The sequence below is a fragment of the Caballeronia sp. BR00000012568055 genome (assembly GCF_029439455.1).
GTDB lineage: Bacteria > Pseudomonadota > Gammaproteobacteria > Burkholderiales > Burkholderiaceae > Caballeronia.
In genome coordinates this window covers 68,678-84,146 of record NZ_JAQFVG010000075.1, presented here as the reverse complement: position 1 = coordinate 84,146, position 15,469 = coordinate 68,678, and the positions used below count along the sequence as shown (strand labels likewise).

At 62.0% G+C, this 15,469-nt stretch carries 14 protein-coding genes; 9 read left to right on the top strand and 5 right to left on the bottom strand.

Annotated elements, in window-relative coordinates; all coding sequences use genetic code 11:
• The first annotated feature begins 168 nt into the window (after window positions 1-168).
• Together ligA and def are read left to right on the top strand one after the other, a co-directional pair.
• Window positions 169-2,256 (top strand): NAD-dependent DNA ligase LigA, encoded by a 2,088-nt coding sequence (gene ligA, locus P7F28_RS05235; protein WP_277183375.1) that lies wholly within the window; start codon window positions 169-171, stop codon window positions 2,254-2,256.
• Window positions 2,253-2,786, top strand: a complete 534-nt coding sequence (def, locus tag P7F28_RS05230) for a peptide deformylase (RefSeq protein WP_277183374.1) — start codon at window positions 2,253-2,255, stop codon at window positions 2,784-2,786. Before ligA ends, def begins: the two co-directional genes overlap by 4 nt.
• Window positions 2,787-2,844: 58 nt before the next feature.
• On the opposite strand, the gene P7F28_RS05225 is transcribed toward def, so the two are convergent.
• The 5 genes from P7F28_RS05225 to map form a co-directional block, all read right to left on the bottom strand.
• Window positions 2,845-3,081 (bottom strand): hypothetical protein, encoded by a 237-nt coding sequence (locus P7F28_RS05225; RefSeq protein WP_277183373.1) that lies wholly within the window; start codon window positions 3,079-3,081, stop codon window positions 2,845-2,847.
• Between the two features lie 240 nt (window positions 3,082-3,321).
• The gene (locus P7F28_RS33710) at window positions 3,322-4,053 is read right to left on the bottom strand and encodes an rRNA pseudouridine synthase (RefSeq protein ID WP_306805770.1); all 732 of its coding nucleotides are present in this window, start codon (window positions 4,051-4,053) and stop codon (window positions 3,322-3,324) included.
• Entirely contained in the window at window positions 3,972-5,024 is a 1,053-nt protein-coding gene (locus P7F28_RS33705; protein WP_306805769.1) for a hypothetical protein, read from the bottom strand. Before P7F28_RS33705 ends, P7F28_RS33710 begins: the two co-directional genes overlap by 82 nt.
• Window positions 5,025-5,298: 274 nt before the next feature.
• Entirely contained in the window at window positions 5,299-7,887 is a 2,589-nt protein-coding gene (locus tag P7F28_RS05215) for a [protein-PII] uridylyltransferase (RefSeq protein ID WP_277183371.1), read from the bottom strand.
• Between the two features lie 79 nt (window positions 7,888-7,966).
• The gene (map, locus tag P7F28_RS05210; protein WP_370467238.1) at window positions 7,967-8,914 is read right to left on the bottom strand and encodes a type I methionyl aminopeptidase; all 948 of its coding nucleotides are present in this window, start codon (window positions 8,912-8,914) and stop codon (window positions 7,967-7,969) included.
• A 295-nt stretch (window positions 8,915-9,209) separates the two neighbouring features.
• On the opposite strand from map, the gene rpsB reads away from it, so the two are divergent.
• The 7 genes from rpsB to P7F28_RS05175 all read left to right on the top strand — a co-directional run bounded on the left by rpsB (window position 9,210) and on the right by P7F28_RS05175 (window position 15,468).
• Window positions 9,210-9,962, top strand: coding sequence for a 30S ribosomal protein S2 (gene rpsB, locus P7F28_RS05205; protein WP_277183369.1), 753 nt, complete (start codon window positions 9,210-9,212; stop codon window positions 9,960-9,962).
• Window positions 9,963-10,112: 150 nt separating this feature from the next.
• Complete coding sequence (tsf, locus tag P7F28_RS05200; RefSeq protein ID WP_277183517.1) at window positions 10,113-10,994, top strand: translation elongation factor Ts; 882 nt, start codon at window positions 10,113-10,115, stop codon at window positions 10,992-10,994.
• A gap of 201 nt (window positions 10,995-11,195) precedes the next feature.
• A complete protein-coding gene (pyrH, locus tag P7F28_RS05195; protein WP_277183368.1) occupies window positions 11,196-11,909 on the top strand; it encodes a UMP kinase in 714 nt (237 codons plus the stop codon).
• 91 nt (window positions 11,910-12,000) lie between these two features.
• Window positions 12,001-12,561 carry a ribosome recycling factor gene (frr, locus tag P7F28_RS05190; protein WP_277183367.1) on the top strand — a complete coding sequence of 187 codons (561 nt, stop codon included), beginning with the start codon at window positions 12,001-12,003 and terminating at the stop codon, window positions 12,559-12,561.
• An 82-nt stretch (window positions 12,562-12,643) separates the two neighbouring features.
• Window positions 12,644-13,426, top strand: coding sequence for a polyprenyl diphosphate synthase (gene uppS, locus P7F28_RS05185; RefSeq protein ID WP_277183366.1), 783 nt, complete (start codon window positions 12,644-12,646; stop codon window positions 13,424-13,426).
• Window positions 13,420-14,232, top strand: a complete 813-nt coding sequence (locus P7F28_RS05180) for a phosphatidate cytidylyltransferase (RefSeq protein ID WP_277183365.1) — start codon at window positions 13,420-13,422, stop codon at window positions 14,230-14,232. Before uppS ends, P7F28_RS05180 begins: the two co-directional genes overlap by 7 nt.
• Before the next feature lie 18 nt (window positions 14,233-14,250).
• Window positions 14,251-15,468: a 1-deoxy-D-xylulose-5-phosphate reductoisomerase gene (locus P7F28_RS05175; RefSeq protein ID WP_277183364.1), complete on the top strand. Its 1,218-nt coding sequence runs from the start codon at window positions 14,251-14,253 to the stop codon at window positions 15,466-15,468.
• Window position 15,469: the final 1 nt, after the last annotated feature.

Genomic DNA, 15,469 nt, shown 5'->3' with positions numbered 1-15,469 from the left:
CTCCGGGATTGAAGATTGCGCCCCACGCCGGGGCGCTTTCTTTTGCGCGCGCGCAAACACACGCCTAGGCCATTCGGCCGATGCCACGATTTACCGATCTTCTGAGACAATCGAACGGTCGGTACCGATTTTCCTTATCCAACGCATTCATAGTCGAATCGAAGCCGCATGTCCGCCAAGTCCGCAAAAACGAAAGCCGAATCCGCCGCCGCCCGCCAGTCGGGCGCTGCCGTGCCCAGCGCCGACCGACCGGCCGAGCGCGCGGCCTGGCTGCGCTCGGAACTGGAACGGGCCAATTACGCGTATTACGTGCTCGATCAACCCGATCTGCCCGATGCCGAGTACGACACGCTCTTCAAAGAGCTTCAGGCGATCGAAACGGATCATCCGGACCTCATCACGCCCGATTCGCCGACGCAGCGGGTAGGCGGCGAAGTCGCGGACGGCTTCACGCCCGTCGTCCACGATGTCCCGATGCTCTCGCTCAATAACGGTTTCGCCGATGAAGACATCGCCGCGTTCGACAAGCGCGTATCCGACGGCCTCGGCATTGCGCCGGTCGAGTACGCGTGCGAGCTGAAGTTCGACGGCCTGGCCATCTCCCTTCGATACGACGACGGCAAGTTCGTACAAGCCGCCACGCGCGGCGACGGCGCGACGGGCGAGGACGTGACCGCCAACGTGCGTACCATCCGCTCGATTCCGTTGACGCTGAAGGGCAAGAACATCCCGAAGCGGCTCGATGTGCGCGGCGAAGTGCTGATGTTTAAACGCGATTTCGAGCGCCTCAACCAGCGCCAGCGCGACAACGAACAACGCGAGTTCGCCAATCCGCGTAACGCGGCGGCGGGCGGATTGCGCCAGCTCGATCCGAAGATGACGGCGCAGCGTTCGTTGTCGTTCTTTGCGTATGGCATCGGCGTGCTCGAAGGCGCGGACATGCCCGCGACGCATTCGGCCATGCTCGACTGGTACAAGGAAATGGGCCTGCCGGTGAACGCGGAACGCGCCGTGGTGGAAGGCGCGGACGGCTTGCTCGGCTTCTTCCGCAAGACCGGCGAGAAGCGCGAAAAGCTCGCGTACGACATTGACGGCGTGGTCTACAAGGTCAACAAACGCGACGAACAGGACAAGCTCGGCTTCGTCTCGCGCGCGCCGCGATTCGCGCTCGCGCACAAGTTTCCGGCGCAGGAAGCGCTGACGCAATTGCTGGCCATCGACGTGCAGGTCGGACGCACGGGCGCGATCACGCCGGTCGCGCGGCTCGCGCCGGTGTTCGTCGGCGGCGCGACGGTGGCGAATGCAACGCTGCACAACGAAGACGAAGTGCGGCGCAAGGATATCCGCATTGGCGATACGGTGACGGTGCGCCGCGCAGGCGATGTGATTCCCGAAGTCGTCGGCGCGATTCTGGATCGCCGTCCCGATGATGCCCGCGAATTCGTCATGCCGACCGAATGCCCGGTGTGCGGCTCGAAGATCGAGCGTCTGCCAGATGAAGCGATCGCGCGTTGCACGGGCGGGCTGTTCTGTCCGGCGCAGCGCAAGCAGGCGCTGTGGCATTTCGCGCAGCGGCGCGCGCTGGATATCGACGGATTGGGCGAGAAGATCATCGATCAATTGGTCGATGAAAATCTCGTGCGCACGCCCGCCAATCTCTTCAGTCTCGGCTTTTCGACACTCGCCGCCCTGGACCGTTTCGCCGATAAATCCGCGCAAAACCTGCTCGATTCGCTCGAAAAAGCCCGCACGACCACGCTCGCGCGCTTTATCTATGCGCTCGGCATTCGGCACGTAGGAGAATCGACGGCGAAGGATCTGGCCAAACATTTCGGCTCGCTCGATCCGATCATTGCCGCGTCCGTCGAAGAATTGCTGGAAGTCAACGATGTCGGCCCGATCGTGGCCGAAGCCATCCACAATTTTTTCAGCGAAGAGCACAACCAGCACGTGATCGAGCAATTGCGCGCGAAGGTATCGTGGCCGGAAGGACCGCCCGCGCCCAAGGCGCCGCAAGGCGTGCTGGCCGGCAAGACCGTGGTGCTGACGGGCACGTTGCCGTCGCTGTCGCGGGAAGATGCAAAGGAGATGCTGGAAGCGGCGGGCGCGAAGGTCGCCGGTTCCGTATCGAAAAAGACCGACTACGTGGTGGCGGGCGCGGAAGCGGGCAGCAAGCTCGCGAAAGCGGAGGAACTCGGGGTTCCCGTTCTCGACGAAGACGGCATGAAGAAGCTTTTGGAAGGAGTCACTCCATGATCCGCGAAATCCTGAAAATGGGCGATCCGCGCCTTTTGCGCGTCGCCGCACCGGTCGAGCATTTCGACACGCCCGAACTGCACGAACTGGTGCGCGATATGTTCGACACCATGCGCGATGCCAACGGCGCGGGACTGGCCGCGCCGCAAATCGACGTCGATTTGCAGGTGGTGATCTTCGGTTTCGGTCACAACGAGCGCTATCCGGATGCGCCGTCCGTGCCGGAAACCGTGCTGATCAATCCGATCATCACGCCCAACGGGCACGACATGGAAGAGGGCTGGGAAGGCTGTCTGTCCGTGCCGGGTCTGCGCGGCGCGGTGCAGCGCTTTTCGATGATTCGCTACCAGGGCTTCGATCAGTACGGCAACGCGATCGAACGGCTCGCGGAAGGGTTTCATGCGCGCGTGGTGCAGCACGAGTGCGATCATCTGATCGGCAAGCTCTATCCGATGCGGATCACCGACTTTTCGAAGTTCGGTTACACGGATGTGCTGTTTCCGGGGCTGGATGCGGTCAGCGACGACTGACGCATCTTTTGCTGACGTGCCGGAGAGAAAAGCCGCTCGAATGGGAGCGGCTTTTTTCTTACGCGAAGGTTTTGAGATTACCGCTGACGTCGGGCTGACGGAACAGCGCCACGTGTTCGGGATTGGCTGAGGCTTGCAGGCGGCCATCCGGCAGGCGCGCGACGACCATTTCGCCGACGCCCGGGCTCATCACGACGACTTCATCGCGCAGTGCGAGCAGTGCTTCGAGCCGTCGTCGGCCGCTGACGATTTCGAGACCGGTGGATGTCTCGCGGACGATGATTTCAACTGACATGGCGTTTCTCCTCGATACCGTTCAAAGCCGTGGCCGCTGTGTCGTGCATCGTGTTTCAGGTGCATGACTGACTAACGGACCGTTGTCTCATTTTCTTTAAACAAAATGAGATGAACAAATATTTCCGTTATGTGCGACGAGATATAAGCGATTTCGGTAGATTTTGCGTGGCATTTTTGCGACGCAACAGGCGCGAGGCGCGCATCGTCACCCGTTTGGGCAACGATGCGGCATGTGGGATCAGAAGCTTTCGTCAGGCGCGAGATAGCGCCATTGACCTTGCGGCAGCGCGCCGAGCGTGACGTGACCCATGCGAATTCGCTTCAGGCCGACGACGTCCAGCCCGACCAGTTCGCACATGCGTCGGATCTGGCGCTTCTTGCCTTCGCGCAGCACGAAGCGCAATTGCTCGCCGTTTTGCCAACTGACTTGCGCGGTTTTGAGCGGCACGCCGTCGAGCTCGAGGCCGTGACGCAGCAGCGCGAGCTTTTCCGCGGGGAAATGTTTATCGACATCGACCGTGTGCTCGCCCAGACGCACGCGCACGAGGTATTCCTTGTCGACTTCCGAATGCCCGCCAATCAATTGTTTGGCGATGCGTCCGTCCTGCGTCAGCACGAGCAGACCAGTCGAGTCGATGTCGAGCCGTCCTGCGGGCGCGAGCGTGCGCAAATGGTTTGGCGTGAACTTGATGTGCGAACGGTCTTCTTCCCAGCGATTCGCCGGATTGATGAGCACCACGGCAGGTTCGTAGCCGTCTTCCGCCTGACCCGACACGTAGCCGACCGGCTTGTGCAGCAGGATCGTCACCTGTTGCGACTGCGCCGAGCGCGCGGCCGGCAGGATGTCGATCTCCGCCGTCGGGTTGATGCGCGTGCCGAGTGTGTCGGTTACGACGCCATCGACGAGCACCCAGCCTTTTTCGATCCACTCATCGGCTTCGCGACGCGAGCAGAGGCCGAGTTCGGACATGACCTTTGAGAGGCGCACGAGGCCGTCGCGCGGCGGGTGTTTGTGGGCGGATTCTTCGCGTGGCGGCGGGGTTTGGGCGGCGGGTTGGTCGTCGCGTTTGAGGCTGCTGCGCTCGCCGCGCGAATCTTCGCCGCGCGGTTTGAACGAGCGGCGTTCATCGCCAGCGCCGCGCGCGGCAGGGCGGCGATCGAAGTTGCTGCGCTCGCCGCGCGAATCATCGCCACGCGGTTTGAATGAGCGGCGTTCGTCGCTAGCGCTACGATCGGATGGGCGACGATCGAAACTGCCGCGTTCACCACGCGAATCATCACCACGCGGTTTGAATGGGCGACGGTCGTCGCCTTCGCCGCGCGTTGAAGGACGGCGATCGAAGCTGCCGCGTTCGCCGCGTGAATCGTCGCCGCGTGGCTTGAACGAACGACGGTCGTCGCCTTCGCCGCGCGTTGAAGGACGACGGTCGAAGCTGCCGCGCTCACCACGCGAATCATCGCCGCGCGGTTTGAATGAGCGGCGTTCGTCGCCTTCGCCGCGCGTCGATGGACGACGATCAAAGCTGCCGCGTTCACCACGCGAATCATCGCCACGCGGTTTGAACGAGCGGCGTTCCTCGCCTTCACCGCGCGTTGACGGGCGACGATCGAAGCTGCCACGTTCAGCACGCGAATCATCGCCACGCGGTTTGAACGAACGGCGTTCATCGCCAGCGCCACGATCCGACGGCCGACGATCAAAGCCGCCGCGTTCACCACGCGAATCATCGCCACGCGGTTTAAACGAACGGCGTTCATCGCCAGCGCCACGATCCGACGACGGCCGACGATCAAAGCTGCCACGCTCACTACGCGCATCATCGCCACGTGGTTTGAACGAACGGCGTTCATCGCCTTCGCCGCGCGTGGAAGGCCGACGATCGAAGCTGCCGCGCTCACCACGCGCATCATCGCCACGCGGTTTAAACGAGCGGCGTTCATCCCCCGCACCTCGCTCAGAGGGACGACGATCAAAGCTACCACGCTCACCACGCGCTTCGTCCCCACGCGACTTGAACGCCCGCCGCTCATCCCCCGCACCACGCTCAGAAGGCCGGTGCTCGGCGCTGCTTCGCTCCCCACGCGCTTCCTCCCCGCGCGGCGGCGCGGGCGCTCTCACAGGCTTACGCCCCGTAGCAGTACCGGAACGAACCGGCGATCGCGTCTCGGAAGAGGGACGCGGATGTTTGGCTGTCAGTTTGACGCGCATAAATTCTCAGGCTGCGATCGCGCGCAGCAGTTCGGTTTCGACCTGGATCTGGGTGCGGTTCGACGACAGGCTGCGCCCATCGAGCAAAAACACGTCTTCGACACGCTCGCCGAGCGTATTGATGCGCGCCGCCTGCACGCCGATCCGGTGTTGCGCGAGCACGCGCGCGATCGAATAAAGAAGGCCCTGCCGGTCGTTCGCCGACACGGACAGGATGTAGTACTGGCCACGCTCGTCGGGGCGCAAATCCACGCGCGGCGTGACCGGGAAAGTGCGCACCAGCCGCGATACGCGTCCCTTGGACGGCTCGGGCAAAATGCGCTCGTCGGTCAGCAGCGCGGCAAGCTGCTGTTCGACCAGATTGGCGATATCGCGATAACTCCCGTCGTGATCCGGATGGGCGACGAGAAAATTATCGAGCGCGTAGCCGTGACGCGTGGTCGTCACGCGGGCATCGAGCACCGAGAGGCCGTTGCGATCGAAATAGGCGCAGATGCCGGCGAACAGATCCGGCCGGTCCTTCACGTACACCAGCACCTGCAGCGCCGCGCCAATCGGCGAGGGCCGCGCGCGCACGATCGGTTGATCGCTTTCGACATGGCGATACAGCACGCGCGTCTGCCAGGCGATATCGGCGGGATCATGACGCAGGAAATAACCGACGTCGAGGCGATCCCACAATTGTTTCTGCGCGCCCTCGGGCACGGTTTCCAGTCGCAGCAGCGCAAGCGCCGCTTCCTGCCGCGACTGAAGCTCGGAGTGCATATCCGGCCGCGCACCGCCCAGCACAGCAAGCGTCGCGCGATACAAATCTTCCAGCAGCTTGCCTTTCCAGTTGTTCCAGACCTTGGGCGACGTGCCGCGAATATCCGCCACGGTCAGCAGATACAACGCGGTCAATCGACGCTCGGTCCCGACGACCGAAGCAAATTGCTTGATGACTTCGGGATCGCTCGTGTCCTGCTTTTGCGCGACATGGCTCATCGTCAGATGTTGCTGGACGAGCCATACGACCAGATCACTGTCTTCCTGACCGATATCGTGCTCGCGGCAGAAGCGGCGGGCATCGGCCATGCCGAGAGTCGAGTGATCGCCGCCGCGCCCTTTGGCGATATCGTGAAAAAGCGCGGCCACGTACAGCACCCACGGCCGATCGAAATGGCCGATCAACTGACTGCAGAACGGATACTCGTGCGCGTGCTCCGCAATCGCGAATCGACGCAGATTGCGCAGCACCATCAGAATGTGCTGATCGACCGTATAGACGTGATACAGATCGTGCTGCATCTGCCCGACAATGCGCCGGAAATTCAGCAGATAGCGCCCGAGCACGCTCGTCTGGTTCATCAGCCGGAACGCATGCGTGATGCCTTCGGGCTGCTTCAGAATCTCCATGAACAGCCGCCGATTCTCGGGATCGCGCCGCCAGTCGCGATCCATCAGATCGCGCGCGTTGTAAATCGCCCGCAGCGTGCGCGCGGAAAATCCCTTGATACCGCGCGTCTGTTCGTACAGCAGAAAGGCTTCGAGAATGGCGTGCGGTTCGCGCTCGAACACTTCGTCATCCGCAATTTCCAGCATGCCCTGTTTCTCGACGAAGCGATCCGAAATCACGCGCGTAATGCCGCTCGTCGATGGGAAAAGCTGCGCTTCCACGTTCTGAATCAGAATGGTCGCGAGTTGCGTGACGGCTTTTGCCGCCCAGTAATAGCGGCGCATCAACTGCTCGCTGGCGCGCTTGGCGGTAGTCGCCTCGAAGCCGAAACTCTCGGCGAGCGGCGTCTGCAAATCGAACACCAGAATGTCCTGCCGACGCTTCGCGATCACATGCAGCCGCGCGCGCAGCGTCTTCAGAAAACTCTCGTTGCGGCGCAGTTCCCGCGCTTCACGTTCGGTAATCAGACCGCGCAGATCGAGTTCGCGCCAACTGCTGCCGAACCCCGCCGCACGCGCGATCCACAAAATAAGCTGCAAATCGCGCAGGCCGCCCGGACTTTCCTTGATATTCGGCTCCAGGCTATACGGCGTGTCCTGAAACTTCGCGTGACGCTGCCGCATTTCCAGCACTTTCGCCTGGAAAAACGCGTGCGGATCGAGCGTTTCCTGATAACGCGTGCGAAAGCGCCGGAACAGGTCCGCATCGCCGCAGATGCGCCGCGCTTCGAGCAGCGACGTCTGAACGGTAATATCGTTCGCCGCCTCGCCGATACACTGTTCCACCGACCGCACGCTACTGCCGATATCCAGCCCCAGATCCCATCCCATGCCGATAAACCGTTCGATACGCCCGTTCAGCGTTGCATCGCCATCCGAATCGGATACGGATTCGGGCAGCAGCACGAGAATATCGACATCGGAATAGGGCGCAAGCTCGCCGCGCCCATAACCGCCGACCGCGACCAGCGTGGCGCTGTCGGGCATGTCGCACGCGGTCCACGCGCCTTTGAGGGCGTCGTCGGTGGCGCGGCCGAGCGCGTGCATCAGCGGCTCGACGCTCGATGCGGTCTGAAAGCGTTCCAGCAGCGCCGTCTTCGACGCCTTGTAGGCGGCGCGCAGCGTTTCACAGGGCGAGGCGACGGCGGCAGTGCTGCTCATGGATCGACGTGAAAGGCTTGAAGGGCGAGGAGAGGAGTGCGCGCCGGCTGATACCGCCGACGCGCAAGGAAACGCGGACTCAGGAGGCGGTCGCCGCGATCAAATTCGAAGGCGCCTGCGTGCCGGCGGAAACGGTCAGCACGTCGTAGCCAGTCGGCGTGACAAGCACCGTGTGCTCCCACTGCGCCGACAGACTGCGGTCGCGCGTCTTGACGGTCCACTGATCGGGCATGGTGCGGATTTCGCGGCGGCCCGCGTTGATCATCGGTTCGACGGTGAAAATCATGCCCGCCTGCAATTCGATGCCCGTGCCCGCGCGCCCGTAATGCAGCACTTGCGGCTCTTCATGAAACACTTGTCCGATGCCGTGCCCGCAATATTCGCGCACCACGCTGTAACCCTGCGACTCCGCGTGCTTCTGAATCGCCGCGCCGATATCGCCGAGATGCGCGCCCGGCCGCACCTGATCGATGCCGAGCCACATGCAATCGAACGTCGTCTGCACCAGCCGTTTGGCCAGAATCGACCCTTCACCGACGATGAACATCCGGCTCGTATCGCCAAAATAGCCGTTCTTGATCACCGTGATGTCGATATTCAGCGCGTCGCCGTTCTTGAGCACTTTCTCGCCCGGGATACCGTGGCAGATCACGTCGTTGACGGAAATGCAGGTAGCTTTCGGATACGGCGGATAACCCGGCGGCTGATAATTCAGCGGTGCGGGGACCGTGCCTTGCTCCTTCACCATAAACTCGTGGCACAGACGATCGAGTTCTTCGGTCGTCACGCCCGGCGCGATATGCGGCGTGATGAAATCGAGCACTTCGCTGGCGAGCCGGCAGGCGACGCGCATTTGCGCGATATCGTGATCGTTTTTCAGCGTAATTGACATGACTCTGGCTCGAAATTCGTGTAAGCGGCCGTGAACCGCGAATTCGGCATTATCGCACCTAAGCAATGGGGCCGCAGCGGGATTCGCCGTCCGTCCAGGTGGGTCGTCCAGGTGGGTCGTCCGTAGGTCGGTCATATGGCCGGCACGTTTTTCTACGTGTTTCCGACTGACACGCGGCTTGAGCCAGTCAATCCTCACATGCTATACTCATTGGCTAAGTCCTAATCCATATTGCCGTCACGATTTCCTCGGACAATCGAGTGCAACTCGTCGTTGGCCAGTGAAAGGACTTGGAACGAAGCGAAATCAATCAGCGATTTCGCATGGAAGTCGAAACTCAAGCCGGCAGCACCCAGGGTGTCTCGCGCAACGTCTGACGTGAAGCGGGATGCGGCAGCCGGCTTAAGACCCAACCCTCGCGGAGAATTTCATGGCAGTCACAATGCGTCAAATGCTGGAAGCCGGTGTCCACTTCGGTCACCAAACGCGCTTCTGGAATCCCAAGATGGCCCCGTACATCTTCGGTCATCGCAACAAGATTCACATCATCAACCTCGAAAAGACCCTGCCGCTCTACAACGACGCGCTGAAGTATGTGCGCCAGTTGGCAGCGAACCGCGGCACGATCCTTTTCGTTGGCACGAAGCGCCAGTCGCGCGACACCATCGCTCAGGAAGCAGCGCGTTCGGGTATGCCGTTCGTCAATGCACGCTGGCTCGGCGGCATGCTGACCAACTTCAAGACGCTGAAGGTATCGATCAAGCGCCTGAAGGACATGGAAGCAGCGCTGGAATCGGGTGAAACCGAGCGTATGAGCAAGAAGGAAGCGCTTCTGTTCGAACGCGAAATGGTCAAGCTGCAAAAGTCGATCGGCGGCGTGAAGGACATGGGCGGCATTCCGGACGCGATCTTCGTGATCGACGTCGGCTACCACAAGATTGCCGTGACGGAAGCCAAGAAGCTGGGCATTCCGGTTATCGCCGTGGTCGATACGAACCACTCGCCGGAAGGCATCGACTACGTCATTCCGGGTAACGACGACGCATCGAAGGCAGTGGCGTTGTACGCAGAAGGCGTGGCAGACGCGATCCTCGAAGGTCGCGCGAATGCGGTGAACGAAGTCGTGCAAGCCGTCCGTAGCGGCGAAGGCGACGAGTTCGTCGAGGTCAACGCAGAGGCGTAATCGAGCCTGCGGCCGACAAAAAAGGGGGCTTTGCGAAAGGCCCCTTTTTTTTAGCCGCGTTTTGATCGAAGCCACAGAAGTGCCAATTTTCCTGCCGTGGGCGAGTGTCAAAGCCGGCGGCACGTATCAAACAGACTCAAGGAGCGAATGATGGCGGCAATTACCGCAAGCATGGTGGCAGAACTGCGCGCGAAGACCGATGCGCCGATGATGGAATGCAAGAAGGCGCTGACGGAAGCCGACGGCGACATGGCGCGCGCGGAAGAACTGCTGCGCGTGAAGCTCGGCAACAAGGCGAGCAAGGCAGCATCGCGCGTGACGGCTGAAGGCATCGTCGCGGCGCACGTGGAAGGCGGCGTGGGCGCGCTGGTCGAACTGAACTGCGAAACCGACTTCGTGGCCAAGAACGACGACTTCCTGGCATTCGGCAAGACCATCGCTGAACTGGTCGCCAAGAGCAACCCCGCTGATGTGGCTGCACTGTCGGCACTGCCGCTGGAAAGCTCGACGGTTGACGCCGTGCGTCTGGCGCTGGTCGGCAAGATCGGTGAAAACCTGTCGATTCGTCGTTTCGTGCGTTTCGAGTCGGCTAACAAGGTTGCCTCGTACCTGCACGGCACACGTATCGGCGTGTTGGTCGAATTCACGGGCGCTGACGAGCAAGTCGGCAAGGACGTCGCCATGCACGTCGCCGCGATGAAGCCGGTCTCGCTGTCGTCGAACGACGTGCCGGCCGACCTGATCGCCAAGGAACGCAGCATCGCCGAACAGAAGGCCGCCGAGTCGGGCAAGCCGGCTGAAATCGTCGCCAAGATGGTTGACGGTTCGGTACAGAAGTACCTGAAGGAAGTGTCGCTGCTGAACCAGCCGTTCGTGAAGAACGACAAGCAGACCATCGAGCAATACCTGAAGGCAGGCAACGCATCGGTGCAGAAGTTTGCGCTGTTCGTGGTCGGCGAAGGCATCGAGAAGAAGCAGGACGACTTCGCGGCTGAAGTGGCGGCGCAAGTCGCTGCGGCAAAGCAGTCGTAAGTCAGTCATAAGGCGCTTCGTGTTGTGATAGCGAACGCCGTGCAGTAAAGCGGCTTTGAATCGAGCAACGGGCGCGTCAGATTCGGGTTATCCCGTAGCTGCCGTGCCCGTCGCCTCAAGCGGGCCGCTTGCAGTAAATATTGTTTCACCCCTACAGTTCTACGTTGTTGCAACCCTCCTCGGCGCGATCGGAAACTCAATATGCCCACAGCCTACAAACGCGTACTCCTTAAACTCTCCGGCGAAGCCCTCATGGGCGACGATGCCTTCGGCATCAATCGCGCAACGATCGAAAGGATGGTGGCGGACGTCGCGGAAGTGGTGCGAATGGGCACGCAACTGGCCGTCGTGATCGGCGGCGGCAACATCTTCCGCGGTGTCGCGGGCGGCGCGGCCGGTATGGATCGCGCAACCGCCGATTACATGGGCATGCTCGCCACCATGATGAACGCGCTCGCGCTGCAGGACGCCATGCGTCACGCGGGCATCGAAGCGCGCGTGCAGTCGGCGCTGCGCATGGATCAGGTCGTCGAACCGTATATCCGTCCGCGCGCCATCCGCCAGCTGGAAGAAGGCAAGGTCGTGATCTTCGCGGCCGGCACCGGCAACCCATTCTTCACCACGGATACCGCAGCTGCGCTGCGCGGTTCGGAAGTCGGCGCTGAAGTGGTCTTGAAAGCAACCAAGGTCGATGGCGTATACTCCGCCGACCCGAAGAAAGATCCGGACGCCACGCGTTACAGCACGATCAGCTTCGACGAAGCGATCGGCCGCAATCTGCAAGTGATGGACGCCACCGCATTCGCGCTGTGCCGCGACCAAAAATTGCCGATTCGCGTGTTCTCGATCAACAAGCCCGGTGCGCTCAAGCGCATCGTGCAGGGCGACGACGAAGGTACGCTCGTCCACGTGTAAACTCTCGCGGTATCGGGCGCGGCGCGCGGGGTGAACGCTCATGCGCGGAACGCGCCGTCATCGCAGGTAAAACCCAGGTTTGGAGGTTCAAATGAGTGTGGCTGACATTAAAAAGGGCGTCGATCAGAAGATGCAACGGTCGATCGAAGCATTCAAGGCCGATCTCGCCAAGATTCGCACGGGCCGCGCCCACACGGGCTTGCTCGATCATATCCAGGTCGATTACTACGGCTCGAACGTGCCTATCTCGCAAGTGGCGAACATGACGCTCGTCGATGCCCGCACGATCGGCGTGCAGCCGTGGGAAAAGAAGATGGTCGCGGTCGTCGAAAAGGCGATTCGTGAGTCGGATCTCGGCCTGAACCCGGCTACGCAAGGCGATCTGATCCGCGTGCCGATGCCCGCGCTGACCGAAGAACGCCGTCGCGAACTCACCAAGGTCGTGAAGAGCGAAGGCGAAACCGCCAAGGTCGCCGTGCGCAATCTGCGCCGCGACGCCAACGAGCAACTGAAGAAGCTCGTCAAGGACAAGGAAATCTCGGAAGACGACGAGCGCCGCGCCAGCGACGACGTGCAGAAATCGACCGACAAGTCGGTTGCCGAGATCGACAAACTGGTCCAAACCAAAGAAGCCGAAATCATGACGGTGTGAGGCCGTAGATACGGTTCCGCCGGCCCGATGCGCTTATAGTCGGGCTGGCTCTCACTCCCTCAGATTCCAAGATTCAGCGGCCATGACCTATACCAGCTCCACCGTTACCGTGCCCGATGTCGCGGCTGTTCCGCGCCACGTCGCGACCATCATGGACGGCAACGGCCGTTGGGCGACCGAACGGCGCCTGCCGCGCGTCGCCGGTCATACGCGCGGCGTCGATGCGGTACGCGCCACCGTCGAAAGCTGTGCGCGGCGCGGCGTCGAATTCGTCACGCTGTTTGCGTTCAGTTCGGAAAACTGGCGTCGCCCGACCGAGGAAGTCTCGTTCCTGATGCGTCTGTTCGTGACCGCGCTGGAGCGCGAGATCGGCAAGCTGCACGCCAACGGCATCCGTTTGCGTGTGGTCGGCGACATCGCCATGTTCGACGACAAGATTCGCGCGCTCATTCAGCGCGCCGAAACCAAGACCGCGCGCAATACGCGTCTGACGCTGACCATCGCCGCTAACTATGGCGGGCGCTGGGACATCATGCAGGCCACCAAGAAGCTGATCGCCGAATCGCTCGAAAAGGGCGTACCGGTGCGCGTGGACGACGAGTCTTTCGCCCAGCATCTGTGCATGGCGTACGCACCCGAGCCGGATCTCTTTATCCGCACGGGCGGCGAGCAGCGCATCAGCAACTTTTTGCTGTGGCAGCTCGCGTACACCGAGTTCTATTTCACCGATACCTACTGGCCCGATTTCGACGCCGCCGCGCTGGACCGCGCGATCGGCTCGTATGGCGGCCGTGAGCGCCGCTTCGGGCGCACCAGCGCGCAACTCGCATCTCAATCGCAGAAGGCCGACACCCTTTCATGCTAAGAACCCGTGTCATCACGGCGATCGTCCTGCTGGCCGTACTCGTGCCGATCACGCTGTTCGCGCCGATCGGCGCCTTCGGAGCGTTGATCGGATTCGTCGTGGTGTTCGCCGCGTGGGAGTGGGGGCGGCTGCTCAAGCTCAACGGCGCGGGACCGGTCGCGTATGCGCTGGTGGCGGGCATCGCGTTGATTCTGAGCGCGTTTCTTGGCGTGCGCTCCAACGCGCTGTATCAGATGGCCGGGATTTTCTGGGTGCTGGCCGGGCCGTATGCGCTGATCCGCAAGCCCACGCTCTCGGCGGGCGCATGGCGCGCGTTCCTGCTTTTTGCGGGTATCGTGGTGTTTCTGGCCTGCTGGCATGCCGTCGTCGATGCGCGCGCTCAGGGCGTTGCGTTCGTGCTATCGCTACTGCTAGTAGTCTGGCTGGCTGATATAGGCGCATACTTCGCCGGAAAAGCGCTCGGCCGCCACAAACTGGCTCCGTCGATCAGCCCGGGCAAGACTTGGGAAGGCGCCATCGGCGGATGGGCTGCCGTGATCGTGATCGGCACGCTCGCTGCCGCCACCGGCTTTTATGCGCCTACCGTATTCACGCAGTTGGTCAGCCATCTCGGCTGGGATCGCGCCTTCGTCGCGCTGTCCGTGCTGGTCGCGTTCAGCGTGGTCGGCGACCTGTTCGAATCGCTGTTGAAGCGCCAGGCGGGTGTCAAGGATTCGAGCGGATTGCTGCCGGGCCACGGCGGCGTGCTCGACCGCATCGACGCATTGTTGCCTGTATTGCCGATCGCATTGCTCATGCTCGGCTGATCGGCTAGAGAAGAATCTATGCAAAAACGTCTCACTCTGCTCGGCTCCACGGGCTCGATCGGCGATAGCACGCTCGACGTCGTGGCGCGGCATCCGGACCGTTTCTCGGTCTATGCGCTCACCGCACATCGCAACGGCGACAAGCTCGTCGAGCAATGCCTGCGATTTCAGCCGGAAGTCGCCGTCGTCGGCGATGCCGATACGGCTTCACGCGTCGCCGCTGCGTTGCGCGCTCAGGGCTGCAAAACGGAAGTGGCGCATGGCGAAGCAGCGCTTGTCGAAGTGGCGCGCGCATCGCAATGCGATACGGTGGTTGCCGCGATCGTCGGCGCGGCGGGCCTCGCGCCTACGCTTGCCGCCGCGCGTGCCGGCAAACGCATTCTGCTGGCGAACAAGGAAGCGCTGGTCATGTCCGGCCAGATTTTCATGGATGCGGTTCGCGACAACGGCGCGATCCTGCTGCCGGTCGATAGCGAACATAACGCCGTATTCCAGTGCCTGCCGCCTTGCGCCGACAAGGAAGCGAAGATGCACGGTGGCGTCTCGAAGATCATCCTGACTGCATCGGGCGGGCCGTTCCGCACGCGCGAGCCATCCACTTTGGTCGATGTCACGCCCGAGCAGGCCGTCAAGCATCCGAACTGGGCGATGGGCCGCAAAATTTCCGTCGATTCCGCCACGATGATGAACAAGGGCCTCGAAGTGATCGAGGCGCATTGGCTGTTCGATCTTCCCGGCAAACAAATCGAAGTGCTGATCCATCCGCAGAGCGTGATCCATTCGATGGTCTCGTACGCGGACGGTTCGGTGCTCGCGCAACTCGGCAATCCCGATATGCGTACGCCGATCGCGCACGCGCTGGCGTTTCCGGATCGCGTGGATTCGGGCGTCGCACAGCTTGATCTCGCGCAGATCGCGCAGCTCACGTTCGAAAAGCCCGACTTCAAGCGCTTCCCGTGCCTCGCGCTCGCCATTCAGGCGATGGAAGCGGGCGGTATCGCCAGTGCGGCGCTGAATGCGGCTAACGAGATCGCGGTCGATGCGTTCCTCGAACGCCGTATCGGCTTTATGGCGATCGGCGATGTCGTCGATCGTGTTCTGAACGCGCTGCCCAATACCAGCGCCGCGCAACTCGACGACGTGCTCGCCGCCGACGCGAGCGCGCGCCGTCTCGCATCCGGTTTCGTCACCGAGCTGACTGCGAGCGCGCCGGGCGCCGAACCCATCGCCCATTGAG

What these genes read in the sequence shown, in the direction of transcription:
- ligA (WP_277183375.1), top strand. Translation starts at nt 169, where the DNA reads ATGTCCGCCAAGTCCGCAAAAACGAAAGCCGAATCCGCCGCCGCCCGC.
- def (WP_277183374.1), top strand. Translation starts at nt 2,253, where the DNA reads ATGATCCGCGAAATCCTGAAAATGGGCGATCCGCGCCTTTTGCGCGTC.
- P7F28_RS05225 (WP_277183373.1), bottom strand. Translation starts at nt 3,081, where the DNA reads ATGTCAGTTGAAATCATCGTCCGCGAGACATCCACCGGTCTCGAAATC.
- P7F28_RS33710 (WP_306805770.1), bottom strand. Translation starts at nt 4,053, where the DNA reads ATGTCCGAACTCGGCCTCTGCTCGCGTCGCGAAGCCGATGAGTGGATC.
- P7F28_RS33705 (WP_306805769.1), bottom strand. Translation starts at nt 5,024, where the DNA reads ATGAACGCCGCTCGTTTAAACCGCGTGGCGATGATGCGCGTGGTGAGC.
- P7F28_RS05215 (WP_277183371.1), bottom strand. Translation starts at nt 7,887, where the DNA reads ATGAGCAGCACTGCCGCCGTCGCCTCGCCCTGTGAAACGCTGCGCGCC.
- map (WP_370467238.1), bottom strand. Translation starts at nt 8,914, where the DNA reads ATGACCGACCTACGGACGACCCACCTGGACGACCCACCTGGACGGACG.
- rpsB (WP_277183369.1), top strand. Translation starts at nt 9,210, where the DNA reads ATGGCAGTCACAATGCGTCAAATGCTGGAAGCCGGTGTCCACTTCGGT.
- tsf (WP_277183517.1), top strand. Translation starts at nt 10,113, where the DNA reads ATGGCGGCAATTACCGCAAGCATGGTGGCAGAACTGCGCGCGAAGACC.
- pyrH (WP_277183368.1), top strand. Translation starts at nt 11,196, where the DNA reads ATGCCCACAGCCTACAAACGCGTACTCCTTAAACTCTCCGGCGAAGCC.
- frr (WP_277183367.1), top strand. Translation starts at nt 12,001, where the DNA reads ATGAGTGTGGCTGACATTAAAAAGGGCGTCGATCAGAAGATGCAACGG.
- uppS (WP_277183366.1), top strand. Translation starts at nt 12,644, where the DNA reads ATGACCTATACCAGCTCCACCGTTACCGTGCCCGATGTCGCGGCTGTT.
- P7F28_RS05180 (WP_277183365.1), top strand. Translation starts at nt 13,420, where the DNA reads ATGCTAAGAACCCGTGTCATCACGGCGATCGTCCTGCTGGCCGTACTC.
- P7F28_RS05175 (WP_277183364.1), top strand. Translation starts at nt 14,251, where the DNA reads ATGCAAAAACGTCTCACTCTGCTCGGCTCCACGGGCTCGATCGGCGAT.